The sequence below is a fragment of the uncultured Dysgonomonas sp. genome, from assembly GCF_900079725.1.
Lineage (GTDB): Bacteria > Bacteroidota > Bacteroidia > Bacteroidales > Dysgonomonadaceae > Dysgonomonas.
This window is the reverse complement of the sequence record NZ_LT599032.1, coordinates 391318-408100: the sequence shown is the minus strand read 5'-3', so window position 1 is coordinate 408100 and position 16783 is coordinate 391318. Positions and strand designations below refer to the sequence as shown.

Annotated in this window: 14 protein-coding genes; 8 read left to right on the top strand and 6 right to left on the bottom strand. The window is 40.4% G+C overall.

Features of this window, described 5'->3' with window-relative positions:
• Positions 1 to 89 precede the first annotated feature (89 nt).
• Complete coding sequence (gene panB / locus QZL88_RS01650) at positions 90 to 908, bottom strand: 3-methyl-2-oxobutanoate hydroxymethyltransferase (protein WP_194226145.1); 819 nt, start codon at positions 906 to 908, stop codon at positions 90 to 92.
• Between the two features lie 239 nt (positions 909 to 1147).
• On the opposite strand from panB, the gene QZL88_RS01645 reads away from it, so the two are divergent.
• Positions 1148 to 1594 carry a tellurite resistance TerB family protein gene (locus QZL88_RS01645; RefSeq protein ID WP_296938259.1) on the top strand — a complete coding sequence of 149 codons (447 nt, stop codon included), beginning with the start codon at positions 1148 to 1150 and terminating at the stop codon, positions 1592 to 1594.
• 65 nt (positions 1595 to 1659) lie between these two features.
• On the opposite strand, the gene QZL88_RS01640 is transcribed toward QZL88_RS01645, so the two are convergent.
• Both QZL88_RS01640 and QZL88_RS01635 read right to left on the bottom strand, forming a co-directional pair.
• On the bottom strand, positions 1660 to 2142 hold the full coding sequence (locus QZL88_RS01640) for a hypothetical protein (RefSeq protein ID WP_296938258.1): 483 nt from the start codon (positions 2140 to 2142) through the stop codon (positions 1660 to 1662).
• A 77-nt stretch (positions 2143 to 2219) separates the two neighbouring features.
• Complete coding sequence (locus QZL88_RS01635; RefSeq protein ID WP_296938257.1) at positions 2220 to 3836, bottom strand: ABC-F family ATP-binding cassette domain-containing protein; 1617 nt, start codon at positions 3834 to 3836, stop codon at positions 2220 to 2222.
• Between the two features lie 226 nt (positions 3837 to 4062).
• On the opposite strand from QZL88_RS01635, the gene QZL88_RS01630 reads away from it, so the two are divergent.
• Together QZL88_RS01630 and nadD are read left to right on the top strand one after the other, a co-directional pair.
• Positions 4063 to 4224: a hypothetical protein gene (locus QZL88_RS01630; RefSeq protein WP_296938256.1), complete on the top strand. Its 162-nt coding sequence runs from the start codon at positions 4063 to 4065 to the stop codon at positions 4222 to 4224.
• 75 nt (positions 4225 to 4299) lie between these two features.
• Complete coding sequence (gene nadD / locus QZL88_RS01625) at positions 4300 to 4896, top strand: nicotinate (nicotinamide) nucleotide adenylyltransferase (RefSeq protein ID WP_296938255.1); 597 nt, start codon at positions 4300 to 4302, stop codon at positions 4894 to 4896.
• Between the two features lie 58 nt (positions 4897 to 4954).
• On the opposite strand, the gene QZL88_RS01620 is transcribed toward nadD, so the two are convergent.
• Positions 4955 to 6163, bottom strand: coding sequence for a hexokinase (locus QZL88_RS01620; RefSeq protein WP_296938254.1), 1209 nt, complete (start codon positions 6161 to 6163; stop codon positions 4955 to 4957).
• 290 nt (positions 6164 to 6453) lie between these two features.
• Between QZL88_RS01620 and QZL88_RS01615 the strand changes: the two genes are divergently transcribed.
• From QZL88_RS01615 to QZL88_RS01595, 5 genes are all read left to right on the top strand, one after another.
• Positions 6454 to 7641, top strand: a complete 1188-nt coding sequence (locus tag QZL88_RS01615; protein ID WP_296938253.1) for an aldo/keto reductase — start codon at positions 6454 to 6456, stop codon at positions 7639 to 7641.
• Positions 7642 to 7657: 16 nt separating this feature from the next.
• Positions 7658 to 8518: a DUF6599 family protein gene (locus QZL88_RS01610; protein WP_296938252.1), complete on the top strand. Its 861-nt coding sequence runs from the start codon at positions 7658 to 7660 to the stop codon at positions 8516 to 8518.
• 294 nt (positions 8519 to 8812) lie between these two features.
• Positions 8813 to 9916, top strand: a complete 1104-nt coding sequence (locus QZL88_RS01605) for an efflux RND transporter periplasmic adaptor subunit (RefSeq protein ID WP_296938250.1) — start codon at positions 8813 to 8815, stop codon at positions 9914 to 9916.
• A gap of 72 nt (positions 9917 to 9988) precedes the next feature.
• Positions 9989 to 13048, top strand: coding sequence for an efflux RND transporter permease subunit (locus tag QZL88_RS01600; protein ID WP_296938249.1), 3060 nt, complete (start codon positions 9989 to 9991; stop codon positions 13046 to 13048).
• A 21-nt stretch (positions 13049 to 13069) separates the two neighbouring features.
• A complete protein-coding gene (locus tag QZL88_RS01595) occupies positions 13070 to 14407 on the top strand; it encodes a TolC family protein (protein ID WP_296938248.1) in 1338 nt (445 codons plus the stop codon).
• 109 nt (positions 14408 to 14516) lie between these two features.
• Here QZL88_RS01595 and QZL88_RS01590 read toward each other — a convergent pair whose 3' ends face one another.
• Both QZL88_RS01590 and QZL88_RS01585 read right to left on the bottom strand, forming a co-directional pair.
• Positions 14517 to 15278 carry a TIGR03915 family putative DNA repair protein gene (locus QZL88_RS01590; protein ID WP_296938247.1) on the bottom strand — a complete coding sequence of 254 codons (762 nt, stop codon included), beginning with the start codon at positions 15276 to 15278 and terminating at the stop codon, positions 14517 to 14519.
• A 44-nt stretch (positions 15279 to 15322) separates the two neighbouring features.
• Positions 15323 to 16585: a putative DNA modification/repair radical SAM protein gene (locus QZL88_RS01585; protein WP_194226176.1), complete on the bottom strand. Its 1263-nt coding sequence runs from the start codon at positions 16583 to 16585 to the stop codon at positions 15323 to 15325.
• Between the last annotated feature and the right edge of the window lie 198 nt (positions 16586 to 16783).

The following is a 16783-nucleotide window of genomic DNA, read 5'->3' as shown; positions in this document are numbered from 1 at the left end:
TTGTCAGTTTTCTCTTATTACTTTAACTTAATACATGCAAGAACTACCGGCTGGCGACCAAAGGCAGCCAGCTGATGTATAGATAAAATTTAGTAACTTTCGTTATCGTTAGGGAAATCGGTAGATTTCACATCCTTTATATATCCTTGCACGGCCTCTGTCATCACTGTATGCAGGTCGGCATAACGGCGTAGGAATTTAGGTGAGAAATTTTTATTGATGCCCAGCATGTCATGTACCACAAGTACCTGTCCATCTGCATGCGGACCTGCGCCAATACCGATAGTTGGTATTGTGAGCTGTGAACTCACCGTTTTAGTCAGTTCGGCTGGTATTTTCTCCAATACCATACCAAAACAGCCTACTTCCTGAAGCAAGAGAGCGTCTTTTATCAGTTTATCGGCTTCTGCATTATCTTTTGCCCGTACATTGTATGTGCCGTATTTATTAATGGATTGCGGCATCAGACCGAGGTGCCCCATTACAGGGATACCTGCATCTATAATCTTCTTTATGTCGGGTATCACCTCTTCACCTCCTTCTATTTTCAAAGCATCTGCACCTGTCTCTTTCATCATCCGGATAGCATATTCCAGCGATTTAAGCGGATTACCCGATACTGTACCGAAAGGCATGTCGACGATAACCAAAGCACGTTTTGCGCCGTTCATCACTGATCGTCCATGGTATATCATCTGATCGATTGTCATAGGTAAAGTGGTAATATTACCCACCATTACATTAGATGCTGAGTCGCCGACAAGAATAACATCCAGTCCGGCCTGATCCAGAATAGATGCCATAGAATAATCGTAAGCTGTGAGCATTGAAATCTTTTCACCACGTTGTTTCATTTCTATCAGGCGGCGTGTTGTAACCTTGCGGTTATCCTCGGTGTATGTAGACATATCTTTTATTTTTTAATTAATAAAAATCAGGGCAAAGTTATAAAATAAATGTAAGAATGAACCTAAAAAAAGACTAGCCAATATTAGGGTATTATATATCAGGGTATTGTTATTATACTGAATGAAAATTTGTCTAAATATCAGAGCGAAATGTTGCATTCTTCATAAAATGGGTTATATTTGTTTTTCAGTAATATTTTTACTGACATAAACTTTATTAACAAACTAAATTAAAAACTATGGGTTTATTTGACAAGGTGTTTAAATCAGCACCGAGCGGAGATGAGAAATTTACACAACAAGAGTCTTTCGCAGCAGTAGCATTAGCAGTAGCAGGCGCAGACGGCTCGGTATCTACACAAGAATGGAACAGTATCGTAACTTACATCAGACGTCTTCGTATCTATGACAATTTTTCGGGTCCTGCATTCGACAAATTATTCGACAAATTGTTTTCCAAGCTGAAAAAAGAAGGCCCCGGAGCATTGGTCGATGCTGCAAAAGATGGCTTAGGTGATGATCTGAAAATGACAGCATTCGCATGTGCTGTAGATATTGCTCTTGCTGACGGAGTACTAGAGGATAGTGAGAAAGATGTAATCAATCAATTGGCTGAAGCATTGGCGGTAGATGAAAAAACAGCTATTTCGATTATCGAAGTGATGATTATTAAAAATAAATGTTAACCGGATTTCGGTTGTTATAAAAAAAGGATGCTCTATTGAGCATCCTTTTTTTATAGATAAGTCATTTATTTTTTTACCTGATAACCAGCTTCTGCTGCGTATTGAGCCTGAGCTATAGCTAGTTCCTGGAATGATTTTGAATATTCATCCACTTTTGCCTGATATGTTTCCTGCAATTTATTTACATCATCGATTGCAGATTCCTTTGTCAAAGTTGCAAAACCTTTTCCGGCTTCTACAACCCCTCTGAGGCTTTCATATGTTTTCAGAGCAGCTTCTTTAAATTTGTCACCACCTTTAGGTACATCCAACGCTTTTACAATTGTTATCTCTGCATCTATTTTAGCCAGAGCACTGTCGGTCTTAGCTGCAATGGAAGTAAAGTCTTCATTGTTAACTGCATTAGTCAGGTCTCCGTCATAGGAAACACTTACCTCTGTGATTGTCGCATTTGCTTTTGCAATGGCGTCATTGAATTTTACTGCATCAGGACCACAAGAAGTCAGAACGAACAGTACAGTTAGTAAAGAAAATAAGATTTTTTTCATGTTAAGTTAAAATTTAGTAGTTTTAGAAAAAATTGACTTTTGGCAAAAATAAATAAAATAGTCGGAAAAACAACAGTTTAAGATGTTAAAGCCTTTTTCTTCGCCAGAAAATCTTTTATACCTCCGATATGCTCCCTTACTTTCTTATCCGAAAATTCAAATACTTTAGTCACCAGTCCGTCAAGAAAATCACGGTCGTGGGAAACGAGTATAACTGTACCGTCATAGTCCAGTAATGCATTTTTCAAAACCTCTTTAGTCTTCAGATCCAGATGGTTGGTTGGCTCATCCAGAATAAGAAGGTTGACGGGTTCGAGTAACAATTTTATCATAGCCAACCGTGTACGTTCTCCTCCCGAGAGTACCTTGACTTTTTTCTCGGAATCGTCTCTGTTGAACATGAACGCACCTAGTATATTGCGTATTTGTGTGCGGATATCCCCCTCGGCGACACGGTCTATGGTTTCAAAAACGGTAAGGTCTTCATCCAATAGGTCTGCCTGATTCTGAGCAAAGTATCCGATTTCCACATTGTGACCCAGCATAATGTTACCTTCATACGGCGTTTCTCCCATCACGCATTTTACAAATGTCGATTTACCTTCTCCATTCTTACCTGCCAGAGCTATTTTTTCGCCTCGTTCTATCATCAGGTTGGCATTTTCGAATACCAGATAATCATCGTATTTCTTTGTCACCATGTCTACTGTCAGTGGATAGTTTCCCGAGCGGGTCGCCGGCTGAAAACGGATGCGTATCTGAGATTTATCTTCTTCGTCTATTTCTACACGCTCCATCTTTTCCAATTGGCGGATACGGCTCTGCACCAATACAGCTTTGGCTGCCTGTGCACGGAAGCGTTCTATAAATTCTTCTATTTCGGCAATTTGCTTTTGTTGGGATTCCCATGCATGTATTTGCTGCTGGCGGCGCTCCTGACGAAGTTCCACATATTTGGAATAGTTGACTTTGTAGTCATAAATCCGTCCCATAGTAAGTTCTATCGTACGTGTGGTAACAGCATCAATAAATGCCCTGTCGTGGGAAATCAGTACAACAGCTTTGGCCTGAGTAGTGATAAACTCTTCGAGCCACCCGATAGACTCTATGTCAAGATGGTTGGTAGGCTCATCCAGCAACATTACATCAGGATTCCGTAATAGAAGCTTAGCCAGTTCGATGCGCATACGCCATCCACCACTAAATTCACTCGTCATACGGTCCAGGTCGGTACGCTTAAATCCAAGTCCGAGCAATGCCTTCTCCACTTCTCCTTCGAAACTGATACCCTCTACCATTGCCAGACGTTCATGCGCATGGGTAAAGTCGTCTATCAGTTTGGCATAATCGTCAGATTCGTAGTCGGTACGGGTTTCCAATTGCCTGTTCATATCTTCTATGTTGGCCTGCAAATCGAAAATGTGAGAGAATGCCAGAGAAGCCTCTTCTCTTACCGTACGCTCATCAGTAATTTTCATAACCTGAGGTAAATAACCTACCGTTACTCCATCGGGGCCTGTTACTGAGCCTTTATAATGAGTATTCACTCCGGCCAGTATTTTGAGCATAGTGCTTTTCCCTGCTCCGTTCTTACCGACCAAAGCGATTTTATCTTTATCGTTTATTATATAGCTGATATTATCGAATAATACCCTGTCGCCTAATTCTACCTTTAAACTGTCTACAATTAACATCTAAATTTACCTTTTTATTTTTTAGAGCTGCAAAGGTAGGAAAAAGAAACAAACAATTAGTGACAGAGAGATATAGCGCGAGAAATATTTATTATTACTCTGAAGTCATTATATATTTATTAAAGTATTTACATTAATTATAAAAATAAATACATTGTATCTAAAATATTTTTCCGTTTCATCCGTCTAAATAAATAGGTGATTTAACATTTGAAACGATACGAAGATGAGTGACGATAAAAATAAAAAAGACAATAAGAGACAAGAAAATAAGAAAAGCCTGAAAACGAAGCCCTCCGAAAAAATAGACAGCCCATATGTAAAACTAGCTATTGCTCTTGAAGAACTATGTTCCGATGATTTTGAATTTGAAGAAGATGATGCATAAAACCTCTTCCACTTTCTTATTTTCATTATAAGATTTATACATTTGTTTCTGTTGCGATTACAATAGTAATTATTTATGCAGAAAGAAACGGGTGAAAAAATACAGACAGGTATCATGTGCGGGTCATTCAACCCTTTACATATGGGACATATTATGATCGCCGATTATATATGTGCTTTCGAGAATCTGGATGAAGTATGGATGGTAGTTACTCCACGTTGCCCTTCGGATAAGAGTGCCGATATGGCAGCTGCCGCAATACGATTGGATATTTTAACCCGTTTTTGTCTCCCGTATCAGCATATATGGCCTTGCGATATAGAGCTAAGGTTATCCCCGCCTTATTATACGATAAATACGATAATTGCCCTCAAAGAGCAGTATCCCGAGCGTGAATTTATATTATTGTTAGGTGAAGATAATTGGATCAACTTTCATTATTGGTATCGGAGCGAACAGATAAGAAAAGAAGTTTCTATATTGATTTATCCAAGAAAAGATAGCAAGGCTAGTGACAATCTACCCGAAAATGTACGAAAAGTAAGCGCTCCTCTGATTGGAATATCTTCTACCTTTATAAGAAATGCAATAAAGGAAGATAAAGATATCCGCAGTTTTCTGCCTATTGGAGAATATGAATATCTCATCGAGAATAAGATTTATATTAAATAAAAACAGGATGCTGGCATTATATCAGCATCCTGTAATATATCTGTATCTTTAAATCCAATCAGGACAAAGCAGCAATCGCCGAGCCTATCAGATTGGCGTTTTTCATCTTACTGATGTGAACATGTACATCGCTGAGGTTAAATTCTACCAACAGTTTGCGAAGTTCTTCCGATACCAGGTCTTTGTAATTCTTTCCTTTGCGGTCTTCGCTCCAGAAGAGGCTGCCTTCAGCCACCAGATGAATTTTCTTTATAGATTTGTCATGTGATACGAGTACCATCACCAACCCTGCAAGTGACGCAGCTACCAATTGAGCCGAGCGTTTATATATCCAGCGCGATACATCTACATATCTTTTCTTATGGATATCAGGATAATTCATGATGTTGGTTAGTTTCTGAGCATCGAATCTTTCTTCAAATTCGTCACAAGGGAAAACCGATTTCAGAATTTCACCCAGATACATGCCAGATACAGCCTTTTCGAAGCGTTGTGCTCCTTTACTGTCCGAACAGGCATCTACTTTATCATCTATCACTGTCAGGTGCGGCGGATAGAAATTGCCTGATTCCAGATTTACAGGAATCAAACCCTCTCCTTTATATTCAGGATTCAGTTTCTTTATTTTATCAGGACGGATAAATGTTGCCATATTTGTACCGGTACCCACTATCAATCCGATATAAGCATCGTAGCTGCTATCGGTAAGTCCTGCAAAAAGACTGGCTACAGTATCGTTTATAACTTTTACTTCGGTAAATTTATCTCCGTTTTCTTTGTTCAGATAATCACGAAGTGGCTGGCCTACAGGTTTTCCCAGCATTTCTTTTATGTCCACCCCCTTTGTCCAACGGATGAGGGAAGCATCTCCATTGAGCATAGATTCAGCCGGATATGAGAAGCAATAACCGATTGGCATCTTTCCTTCCATCTTTATTTCGCCGATTGGATCTGCTTGCTCTTTGAACAAGTCTGCTTCCGTGAAGCCCGGAGTTTTCATTACTGATAGGTCTTTTTTCCATCCGTTTTCGGGATGTATCGATGCCTTTCCGTCAACAAAATCAATTGTGGCAACACGATAATTGGTTCCTCCTAAGTCGAGTACCAGTGCCGAACCTTCTATTCCCGATGTTTTGGGATTGATATAAGTCGGAATACATTGTATTTCTGTATTGTCTTTACCAAGACCGTTTTCAACTTTGGTTTGGAGCGATTGTGCAATTTCTTTCAGTTGCTTCGTTTTCAGTTTAAAGATGTTTTTCTTCATAGGGTATATCTATCGTTAAATTAGGCGGATTAAATCGTCATACAAAAATATAAATCTATCTTGAATATTGGTCATTTATATAAACATATTGGCAAATGAATAACTATTTTTATTACGATTTAACACCGGATTTACTACTTTTTTATGTAAAAAAGGAATCTATTACTATATTTTTTATATCGTAATGTATTGATTTAAAAAATATTGCTATATTTGTGAAAACCGATTAATCGCTAGATACCCATATTCCAACACAGATATTCTAAACCTTAAAATATTCAGTTACTAATATGAAAAAGAAAGGTGTTAACAGAAGAGATTTCCTCCGGTTTTCGGCCACTATGGGTGCAGGAGCTCTGATTGTTCCGGGAACCACAGCATCTACATTAAGTAAGACGACGAAGGCTAAAATGGACGAAATACCTATGCGTACACTGGGGCGTACAGGTGTTAAGCTTCCGATTCTGAGTATGGGGGTCATGCGTGCCGACAATCCGAATGTGGTCCGGGCAGCCTATAATTCGGGTATTTTCCATTTCGATACGGCGCATGGTTATCAGAACGGGCGAAACGAAGAGATGCTGGGTAATTTCTTCGAAGGTAAACCGCGCGAAAGCTATTTTCTGGGGACAAAAATTAAAATTGACTACCCATTGAAGCCTGATTTTGAGCAAGACCTGAATACTAAACTGGAACTAAGCCTCAAGCGCCTCAAAATGGAATATGTGGATATCTTCTATGCACATGCCTACAGCGATGTGGAAGAAGTGTTGGATCAGAGGATAATTGAAGCGCTCAGTAAAATAAAAGAAGAGGGCAAAGCCCGTTTTATAGGTTTTTCCACTCATGCACATAAACCGGAGCTGATAGATGCGGCCATAAAGGCGGGGATATATGATGTATTACTCATCAGTTATAATTTTAAACTGAATAATCTGAAAGAAACGCAGGAAGCAATTAAGCGTGCATCAGAAGCTGGTATTGGTATAGTAGCCATGAAAACGATGACAGGTGGAGTGGAGGACGCTGATGGTAAGAAAAAAATCAATGCTCAGGCTTGCCTGAAATGGGCATGGGAAAACGAACACATAACAACGGCTATCCCCGGATTCTCCAATTATGACGAGTTCGATGAGTGTCTAGCTGCAGCACAAAATCCACAGTTGACAACGGGCGAACAGGAATATCTGGCAGCTTTGTGCAACAAAGAAATGATGTTTTGCCAGCAATGTAATAAATGTGTAGCACAGTGTACCGAACATCTTCCTATCCCTGACATTATGCGTGCATATATGTACACCTACGGATATAAATATTCACAACTGTCGAAGGAGACACTTACAGTGTTAAATTTGGAAGAAAATGTTTGTTCCGGCTGTAACTCATGCACTGTAGACTGTCCATCGGGATTCAATGTCTCGCAAAAGATAGCGGCGATTATCCCTGTGATGCATGTGCCTAATGAATTCTTAACCTAATTACATTAGACAATATATGAAAATATTTAAGTATACTATTATTCTCTTTTATTGTGCGGTATATTCCGTTTCGGCTCAGACACCTGCCGAGTTGAAGTCGTGGCTGCCAGCAATCGAAGGTTGGGCAATTTCGGACAAAATTGAAATTTTTGAACCGGACAATTTGTTCGATCGGATAAATGGAGCCGCTCCTTTATATTTAGAAAATAATTTCAGGGAAATGACACAGATGGAATACACCAGGGGGGATGACTATATCTCCATACAGGCATACCGCCATGCAAGCCCGGAAGATGCGTTCGGAATGTATGCTTCGGAACGTTCGTCCGAACTGAAATTTTTTCCTATCGGGGGAGAAGCTCAGGGCGACAATTCAGGTATTTTCTTTTTTGCCGGCAATATATATGTAAAAATGTGGAGTAGTGCACAAGAAAACGTGTCGGAAACGATGAGAGCGATAGCAACACATTTGGCCGGAAGTATAGATGCTACAGCTGGTTATCCCCCTGTAGTAAACGCTTTCCCAAAAGAAAATATGATTCCGCATACAGAAGCATATGTTACAGCTAATTATATAGGTCATACTTTTCTTAATATGGTATATACGGCTAAATACAAGATAGATAGCGAAACATGCCAGGCATTTGTTGTCGATGCAAAGTCAGCAGATGGGGCAAAAGATATTTTGAATAAATATTTTGCCTTTACAAAACAGCCCTTAGACTTCGTAGAGGGAAATCTGATTATAAAAGACCGCTATAATGGAGATATACCTGCTATTTGGAAAGGGCAATACATAATAGGTGTATTTTCCGAAAACGGAGATAAAATAGCCGGAGCGGATATTATCTTGGGAAAAATATCCGAAGTACTTTAAAAAATGAAATCCATTTAACTATCATATAATAAAAGCTCAATGAAAAACTTCATTGAGCTTTTATATTTTCAGATAAAACTTCTTTGTGTAAATTCTGTTTAGTAATGTGAATAAAGACTAAAATTGCATTCAGCAATTAAACCTTTTTACTTACTTGCTGTCACATTTTCCGAGAGTAGAGTTTAGAAGCCCGAAATAAGGGCGCTTTCATTAAGCAATGGGCAAGGAAAAATTTATTTTGGTTGTGTCATTGTGGAAGAACGATAGATGAAATTGTGAAATTGAATATTTACTATGAATAAAAAAACGAAAATAGCACTTATCGTTATCATTGTGCTGCTTATTGCCGGAATGGCATTTTATCCTAAAATAAAGGAAATCGTATCGCCTGAAGAAAAAATAAGCCCTACTATAGAAGATGGTAGTCCGGGCGGCAACAGGGTACGGAATACCTTGAATGTAAACGCCATGATATTGAAGCCGGATAATCTCACCGAAACGATAAGGGAAAAGGGCTTGCTTATACCTGATGAAGAAGTAGATCTGTCGTTCGAAACTTCAGGAAAAATCACGGAAATACATTTCAATGAAGGCTCTAATGTACGAAAAGGGCAATTACTGGCAAAAGTAAACGATAAACCACTACAGGCTGAGCTAAAGAAGTTGAAAGCGCAAGTGCCTTTGGCGCAAGACCGTGTATTCCGTCAAAAAGCCCTGCTGGCAAAAGATGCAGTGAGTCAGGAAGCATACGAATCCGTAAATACAGAACTGGATAAGCTGATGGCAGACATAGAACTTACCGAATCGCGTATCGCGCAGACCGAATTACGAGCTCCATTCGATGGTATTGTCGGTTTACGTCTGGTTAGTGAAGGTACTTATGCTTCTCCGTCGACTATTGTGACGCATCTGACCAAAATATCACCACTGAAAGTCGAGTTTTCGGTGGGCGAAGCCTATGTAAATAATATAAAAGCCGGAACTCCTATCACTTTTACGTTCGATAACGACCTGAGTACTTACGGTGCCACAGTATATGCAGTGGAGTCGAATCTCGACAAAGTAACGCTGACTCTAAAAGCCCGTGCTTTATATCCCAATGTTGGCGGACATCTCAAACCGGGATTGTCTACAAACGTAGAAATAAGATTGCAGGAAATAAAGAATACTATTGTTGTACCTAGTTTGTCTACTATCGCGGAGATGGGACGTGACATAGCTTATATATACAAAGACGGAAAAGCTCATCAGGTGACATTAAAAAAAGGAATGCGTACAGCAACTACGGTCCAGATACTCAATGGGCTGAATGTGGGCGATACGTTACTCGTCACAGGTGTTATGCAATTGCGCGACGGACTGCCGGTGACAATAGATAATTTTGTGGATAATAATTAAATATAATTTCAAAATTTCAGATTTATAGACTCTATAATCTGCGCAAATCTTGAAATGTGAAATCAATAACCGATGACAATATCCGAAATAAGCATTAAACGCCCGGTACTGGCTACAGTATTTGTACTGGTCATATTCCTCTTGGGTATGATTGGATATACGTATCTGGGTGTACGTGAATATCCTAATATAGACAACCCCATAATTTCGGTTAACGTTACCTATCCCGGTGCAAATGCCGAAATTATAGAAAACCAGATAACCGAACCCCTGGAACAGAATATCAATGGTATTCCGGGTATCAGGTCGCTGACCAGCAGTAGTAGCCAAGGTTCATGTCGTATTACCGTGGAGTTTGAACTTACTGTGGATTTGGAAACGGCGGCTAATGATGTTCGTGATAAAGTTTCACGTGCGCAACGTTATTTGCCCCGCGACTGCGATCCGCCTACCGTATCGAAAGCCGATGCTGATGCCAATCCGATTATACAGATCAGTATTCAGAGCGAAAAGCGTTCGTTGTTGGAACTCAGTGAAATCGCTGAACTTACGGTAAAAGAACGTTTGCAGACAATACCAAACGTGAGCGCAGTGGAAATATGGGGGCAAAACCGATATTCGATGCGTCTTTGGCTCGATCCGGTGAAAATGGCTTCATACGGTATCACCCCGATGGATGTAAAAGATGCTGTTGACCGTGAAAATGTGGAGCTGCCTTCGGGTAGTATAGAAGGTGACGCACTGGAACTTACTATCCGCACATTAGGTTTAATGCAGACACCGGAAGAATTCAACAATATGATTATCAAGGAAGATAATTTTAATGTTGTGCGATTCAAGGATGTAGGTACTGCTGAGCTGGGAACGGAAAATCACCGCAGTATCATGCGGCGCAACGGTGTGCCGGCGGTGAGTACTGTTATCATACCCCAACCGGGAGCAAACCAGATAGAAATATCGAATGAAGCAATGATACGTCTCGACCAATTGAAGAAGGACCTTCCCGAAGATGTATTCATTGATGTTGCTTTTGATAATACTAAGTTTATTCGTGCATCGATTGCCGAAGTGGAAGAAACTGTATACATTGCTTTTGCCCTTGTCGTTATCATTATTTTCCTTTTTCTGCGCGACTGGCGTGTAACTCTTGTGCCATGCGTGGTCATACCGGTATCACTTGTAGGTGCATTTTTTGTCATGTATGTCGCAGGATTTTCTATCAATGTGCTATCTATGCTTGCAGTAGTGCTTGCAGTGGGATTGGTGGTAGACGATGCTATTGTAGTCACGGAAAACATATATCTTAAGATAGAGGGAGGGATGACCCCCAAAGAGGCTGGTATAGAAGGATCGAAAGAAATATTCTTTGCCGTTATATCTACAACCATTACTGTTGTGGCCGTATTTTTCCCTATTGTATTCCTTGAGGGTATGACAGGCCGGCTTTTCCGTGAGTTTAGCATTGTTGTAGCCGGAGCCGTGCTGATTTCAGCATTTGTGGCTCTGACATTTACACCGATGCTATCTACTAAGTTGTTGAAAAAGACAGATCAACCCAATTGGTTTTATCGTAAGACCGAACCGTTTTTCAACGGACTTACTAACGGTTATCATAATGCATTACATAAGTTCTTAAGTATTAAGATTATCATATGGCCTATCATTATCCTAACATTGGTAGCAATCGGATATCTGATAAACGTCATCCCTGCCGAAATGGCTCCTCTGGAAGACCGTTCGCAAATAACAATAAGAACCAGCGGGCCGGAAGGCTCTACATATGAATATAATAGAAATTATACTGAGAATATTGCTGTCATTGCAGATTCGGTTGCACCCGAAAGGCTTATAAATACAATGCGGGTGTGGACAGGCGGTGGTATGATAAATCTGAGCTTGCCCGACATCAAGAACAGGAGCCGTAGCCAGATGGATATAGCAGCCAAACTAACTGACGCTATGAGAGGTGAAACGGCTGCGCGTACATTCGTGCAGCAGCAATCCACATTCGGAGGCAGGCGTTCCAGTATGCCTGTACAGTATGTGTTGCAAGCACCTAATATAGCTAAACTGGAGGAATTCATCCCCGCATTTATGGAAAAAGTGCAGGAAAGCCCATTGTTCCAGATGGCTGATGTGAATCTTAAGTTTACCAAGCCGGAAACAAGAATTATCATTGACCGTAATAAAGCAGCCTTATTAGGTGTAAGCACCAGGGATATAGGGCAAACACTCCAATATGCGCTCAGTGGTCAGCGTATGGGCTATTTCTATATGAACGGGAAACAATATCAGATACTAGGTGAAATAAATCGCCAGCAACGAAATACTCCGCTCGATTTGAAGTCAATCTACCTAAAAAACCAGACGGGCAGCATGATCCAATTGGGTAATCTGGTGCGTCTCGAAGAAAGTGTGGCACCTCCACAGCTTTATCGTTACAACCGTTTCAATTCGGCTACAATATCTGCTGGACTCTCTCCCGGTGTGACTATTGGTGCTGGACTAGACGAGATGGACCGTATAGCGAAAGAAACGCTCGACGATACCTTCCGTACGGCATTAGCCGGAGATTCGAAAGATTTTAGGGAAAGTTCGTCCAGTCTGATGTTTGCCTTTGTACTGGCAGTCTTGCTTATTTTCCTTATTCTGGCTGCACAGTTCGAGAGCTTCAAAGATCCGTTTGTGATTATGCTTACAGTTCCGTTGGCGATTGCCGGAGCGCTGCTGTTCATGTATATAAAAGATATAACGATGAATATATTCAGCCAGATTGGGATTATCATGCTCATAGGGCTGGTAGCCAAAAATGGTATCCTTATTGTTGAGTTTGCCAATCAGCGGCAGGAAACAGGAATGAGTAAACTGGAAGCTATACAGGGAGCCGCTGTACAGCGTCTTCGCCCGATTCTCATGACTAGTTTCTCGACTGTACTAGGCTTGCTGCCTCTCGTCTTCGCCAGCGCTGAAGGGGCAAACGGACGTATGGCGATGGGAGTGGCTGTTATCGGGGGAATGATGGTATCTACATTGCTGACGATATTCATTGTACCCGCCATGTATTTGTATATTTCAACAGACAGGGGAAAGAAGAAAGAAAAAGAAGACGCAACGATTATTGTTAATGGTTAATGTATTATATCACAATATTATATGAAAAAATATTTATCCGCTATATTACTGTTACTTATATTGCCTATTGTATCTCAAGCTCAAAATATTTATGACCTGAGCAGATGTATACAGGAGGGACTGATGAATAACTATGACATCCGCATATCGAGAAATAATCAGGAGGTATCCGATAATAATATGACTATCGGCAATGCCGGATATTTACCTACAGTAGATCTTACAAGTGGTTATTCAGGTACATCGAACAATGTAAAGCAGAAGTTGGAATCGGGAGAGACAAATTCGAATAGTGGCGTAAATAATCAAAACCTTAATGCAGGGATAAATCTTAACTGGACTATCTTTGACGGGTTCAATATACAGACAAATTACAATCGCCTGAAAGAGTTGCAGCAAATGGGTAAACTGGATACACAGCTTACTATCGAGACCTTTATTGCTGATATTACTTCCGAATATTATAATTATATACAGCAAACCATCCGCCTGAAAAATCTGAAATCGGCCGTAAAATTGTCAAAAGAGCGCTTGCGAATAGTAGAAGCCCGTTACGAAATAGGAGCAGGTTCACGGCTGGATATGCAACAGGCACGTGTAGACTTCAACAGTGACAGTTCCCAACTTATCAAGCAATATGAAGTATTATATACATCCCGTGTATTGCTGAATAAACTGATGGCTCAGGAAAAAATAGACCAGATGATAGAAACCAAAGATTCGGTCATTATATACAATGAGTTTCTCGACCAGAGAGATATTATGCAGGGTATGCTTTCTAACAATACCTTCCTACTATTATCTGACAAAAATAAGAAACTAAGTGTATTGGATCTGAAGACTGCCCAGAGCGAGAATTATCCCTATCTGAAGTTCAATGCAGGATATGGCATCACAAAGAATATTTATAATACCGGAACCATAGATAATCAGCGTACATTAGGCCTTAATTATGGATTTACAGTAGGGCTTAATTTATTCAGCGGTTTCAACCGCAAGAGAAAACAACGAAATGCCAAGATCGAGATAGAAAACAGGCAACTGGAATATGAACAAACCACACTGTCGCTGAAAGCTGATCTGGCCAATATGTGGATGGCTTACCGCAATAATATAGAATTGACCAATCTGGAAAAGGAGAATGTGGAAACTGCCCGTGAGAACCACGAGATAGCAATAGAACGCTATAAACTAGGCGACTTGTCCGGTATAGAGCTTCGTGAAGCACAAAACAGTTTATTGGAAGCGGAAGAGCGTCTCGTGCAAGCTGAATTTAATACAAAGCTGTGTGAAATTTCTCTGATGCAGATCAGTGGTCAGGTTTTGAAGTATATGGACAATAAATCAGTTAACAGTTAACAATGAGCAGTAAACAGTGAGTAATGAGCAATGAGCTGTAAGCAGTGCCTGATGTACGCTTAGCGCCATTGGCATATTGGCTAATCGGCACATTAATTAATTATTATAATTATTGTTTTTCAGTCAGGTATTTCCAAAAGCGTTTTGGCATATGCTGGCGTTGTAGTTTCAGGTTGATCCGTTCTTTTATTGTCATCGATTTGAAGTATCCTTTCCATAATTCCTGAAACATCTTCTCATCTTCTGCCATTAAGTTTTCATCCAGTTTTCCGCTCAACAGATGTTCGTCATTATCGAGAGTCATCTCTACTACTGTGTGCAAATCGTAGTAAAAACCATACCTGCGCTTTAGATCATAAATAACCCATTTCTGATCCGAAAAACGGTCTCTGAAATGTTCTATTGCCAGAGGTAATGCATTATGACGGGGCGATATGGTCGAGAAGAAAATATCATCGGCTGCTTTCTGAAAGCGTACGAATTGTTTTATATACAATTCCTCATGTGCAACTCTTTTTGCCAATTGGTGCATCTTAAGCACATCTTCATCTCCAAAATTAGTCTCGATAGATATTTTACTGTCAAATGATTTCCTTATAAACCGGAACAGCAGTTCGTCACTGCCTTCTTCTTCCGACAGCCAAGCATACGTGACCATATTCTGTGCACCCTTACTCAGTTTATTTTGCAGGGAAGTCCATACCCGGGTAGCTCTGTCCTCCATAGTGGTCACAGTATGGTTATCCTCCATAAACATAGGCGCAATTTCTCCTTCGCCTAATAATCTGTCGGGGAAAGTCTTCCGGCTATAGGCGTCGAAGATTGCGGTGAGCAAACCTTCAAATGTTTTATCGTAAAAAAAGACGAGCAATTTTTAATAAAGAATTAAGAATGGATAATAAAGAATTCAGGCTCCTAATCGGGGAAAAGGATTGATAGCTGTTTGTCGTCTATCTTCTTTTTCTTCGGTTCTGTAAGAATTTTGCGAACATATTCCGGGGTTGCTTCATTGACAGTATACATTGGCAGTTCGTTGCATGTAATAAAATATTGCGCCTTCTTCATTACTACACCTATCTTTTTCAGTTGCGATGCATTTATCCGGCCATGCCTACGCGACATCACGATAAATTGCGCAGACTTTACGCCGATACCCGGTACACGCAGAATCATTGCATAATCCGCCTTATTTATATCTATCGGGAATGCTTCGGGGTGCCGGAGCGCCCATGCCAGTTTAGGGTCTATTTCTAAGTCGAGGTCAGGGTAAGCATCGTCCACAATTTCATCGGCACGGTATTGATAAAATCGCATAAGCCAGTCGGCCTGATAGAGACGGTTTTCTCTCACCAGGGGAGCTTGTTTCAGTGCAGGCAAGCGATTGTCGTAACTATTCACCGGAATGAACCCCGAATAATATACCCTTCGCATTTGCGTCTGCTGATAGAGTATGGACGACACGCGCAAGATGTCCTTATCCTTTTCATTTGTGGCACCCACAATCATCTGTGTGCTTTGTCCTGCCGGAACAAAACGTGGTGCAGAACGGAATTTGCGACGGTCTTCAATGCTTTGCTGCATACCTATCTGTATATAACGCATCGGCTTATATACGCTGCGATGGTCTTTTTCCGGAGCCAGCAGTTTCAGGTTCGCCTCGGTGGGAATTTCCAGATTCACACTCATACGATCTGCATAAAGTCCGGCTTCACTTATCAATTCCTGACTTGCTCCCGGAATACTTTTCATATGTATGTATCCGTTGAAGCGGTATACCGTGCGCAGGTCTTTGACTACCCGTACCATACGCTCCATTGTATAGTCGGGGTTGTTGATGACACCCGAACTGAGGAAGAGTCCCTCTATATAGTTGCGACGGTAAAATTCGATGGTAAGTTCCACCAGTTCCTGTACAGTAAATGTTGCCCGGCGAATATCGTTTGTCCTGCGGTTTATGCAGTATGCACAATCATAGATGCAAAAGTTTGTAAGCATGATTTTAAGCAGGGAAACACATCGTCCATCTTCTGTAAAACTATGACAAATACCCATTCCGCCAACAGTATTTCCCAGCCCGCCCGCTTTGTTTTTACGGACGGTACCACTGGAAGAGCAGGAAACATCGTACTTCGCCGACTCTGCCAATACTTTTAGTTTTTCGAGTACATTATCATTCATCTTATTACAAAGAAAAGCATTTAAGATGACAGATTTGTATCAAATAATATTAAAATTTGATATGATGTTGAAAAGTAAACAGGCTTATATTATTGTCATTATTTTATTTATGCGGATCAACTGTTAAATAATAAAAGTAGTTATCCCGAAAAAGCACGAAAGACAGTTTTTCAATATTTTATAGGAATAATATTTACC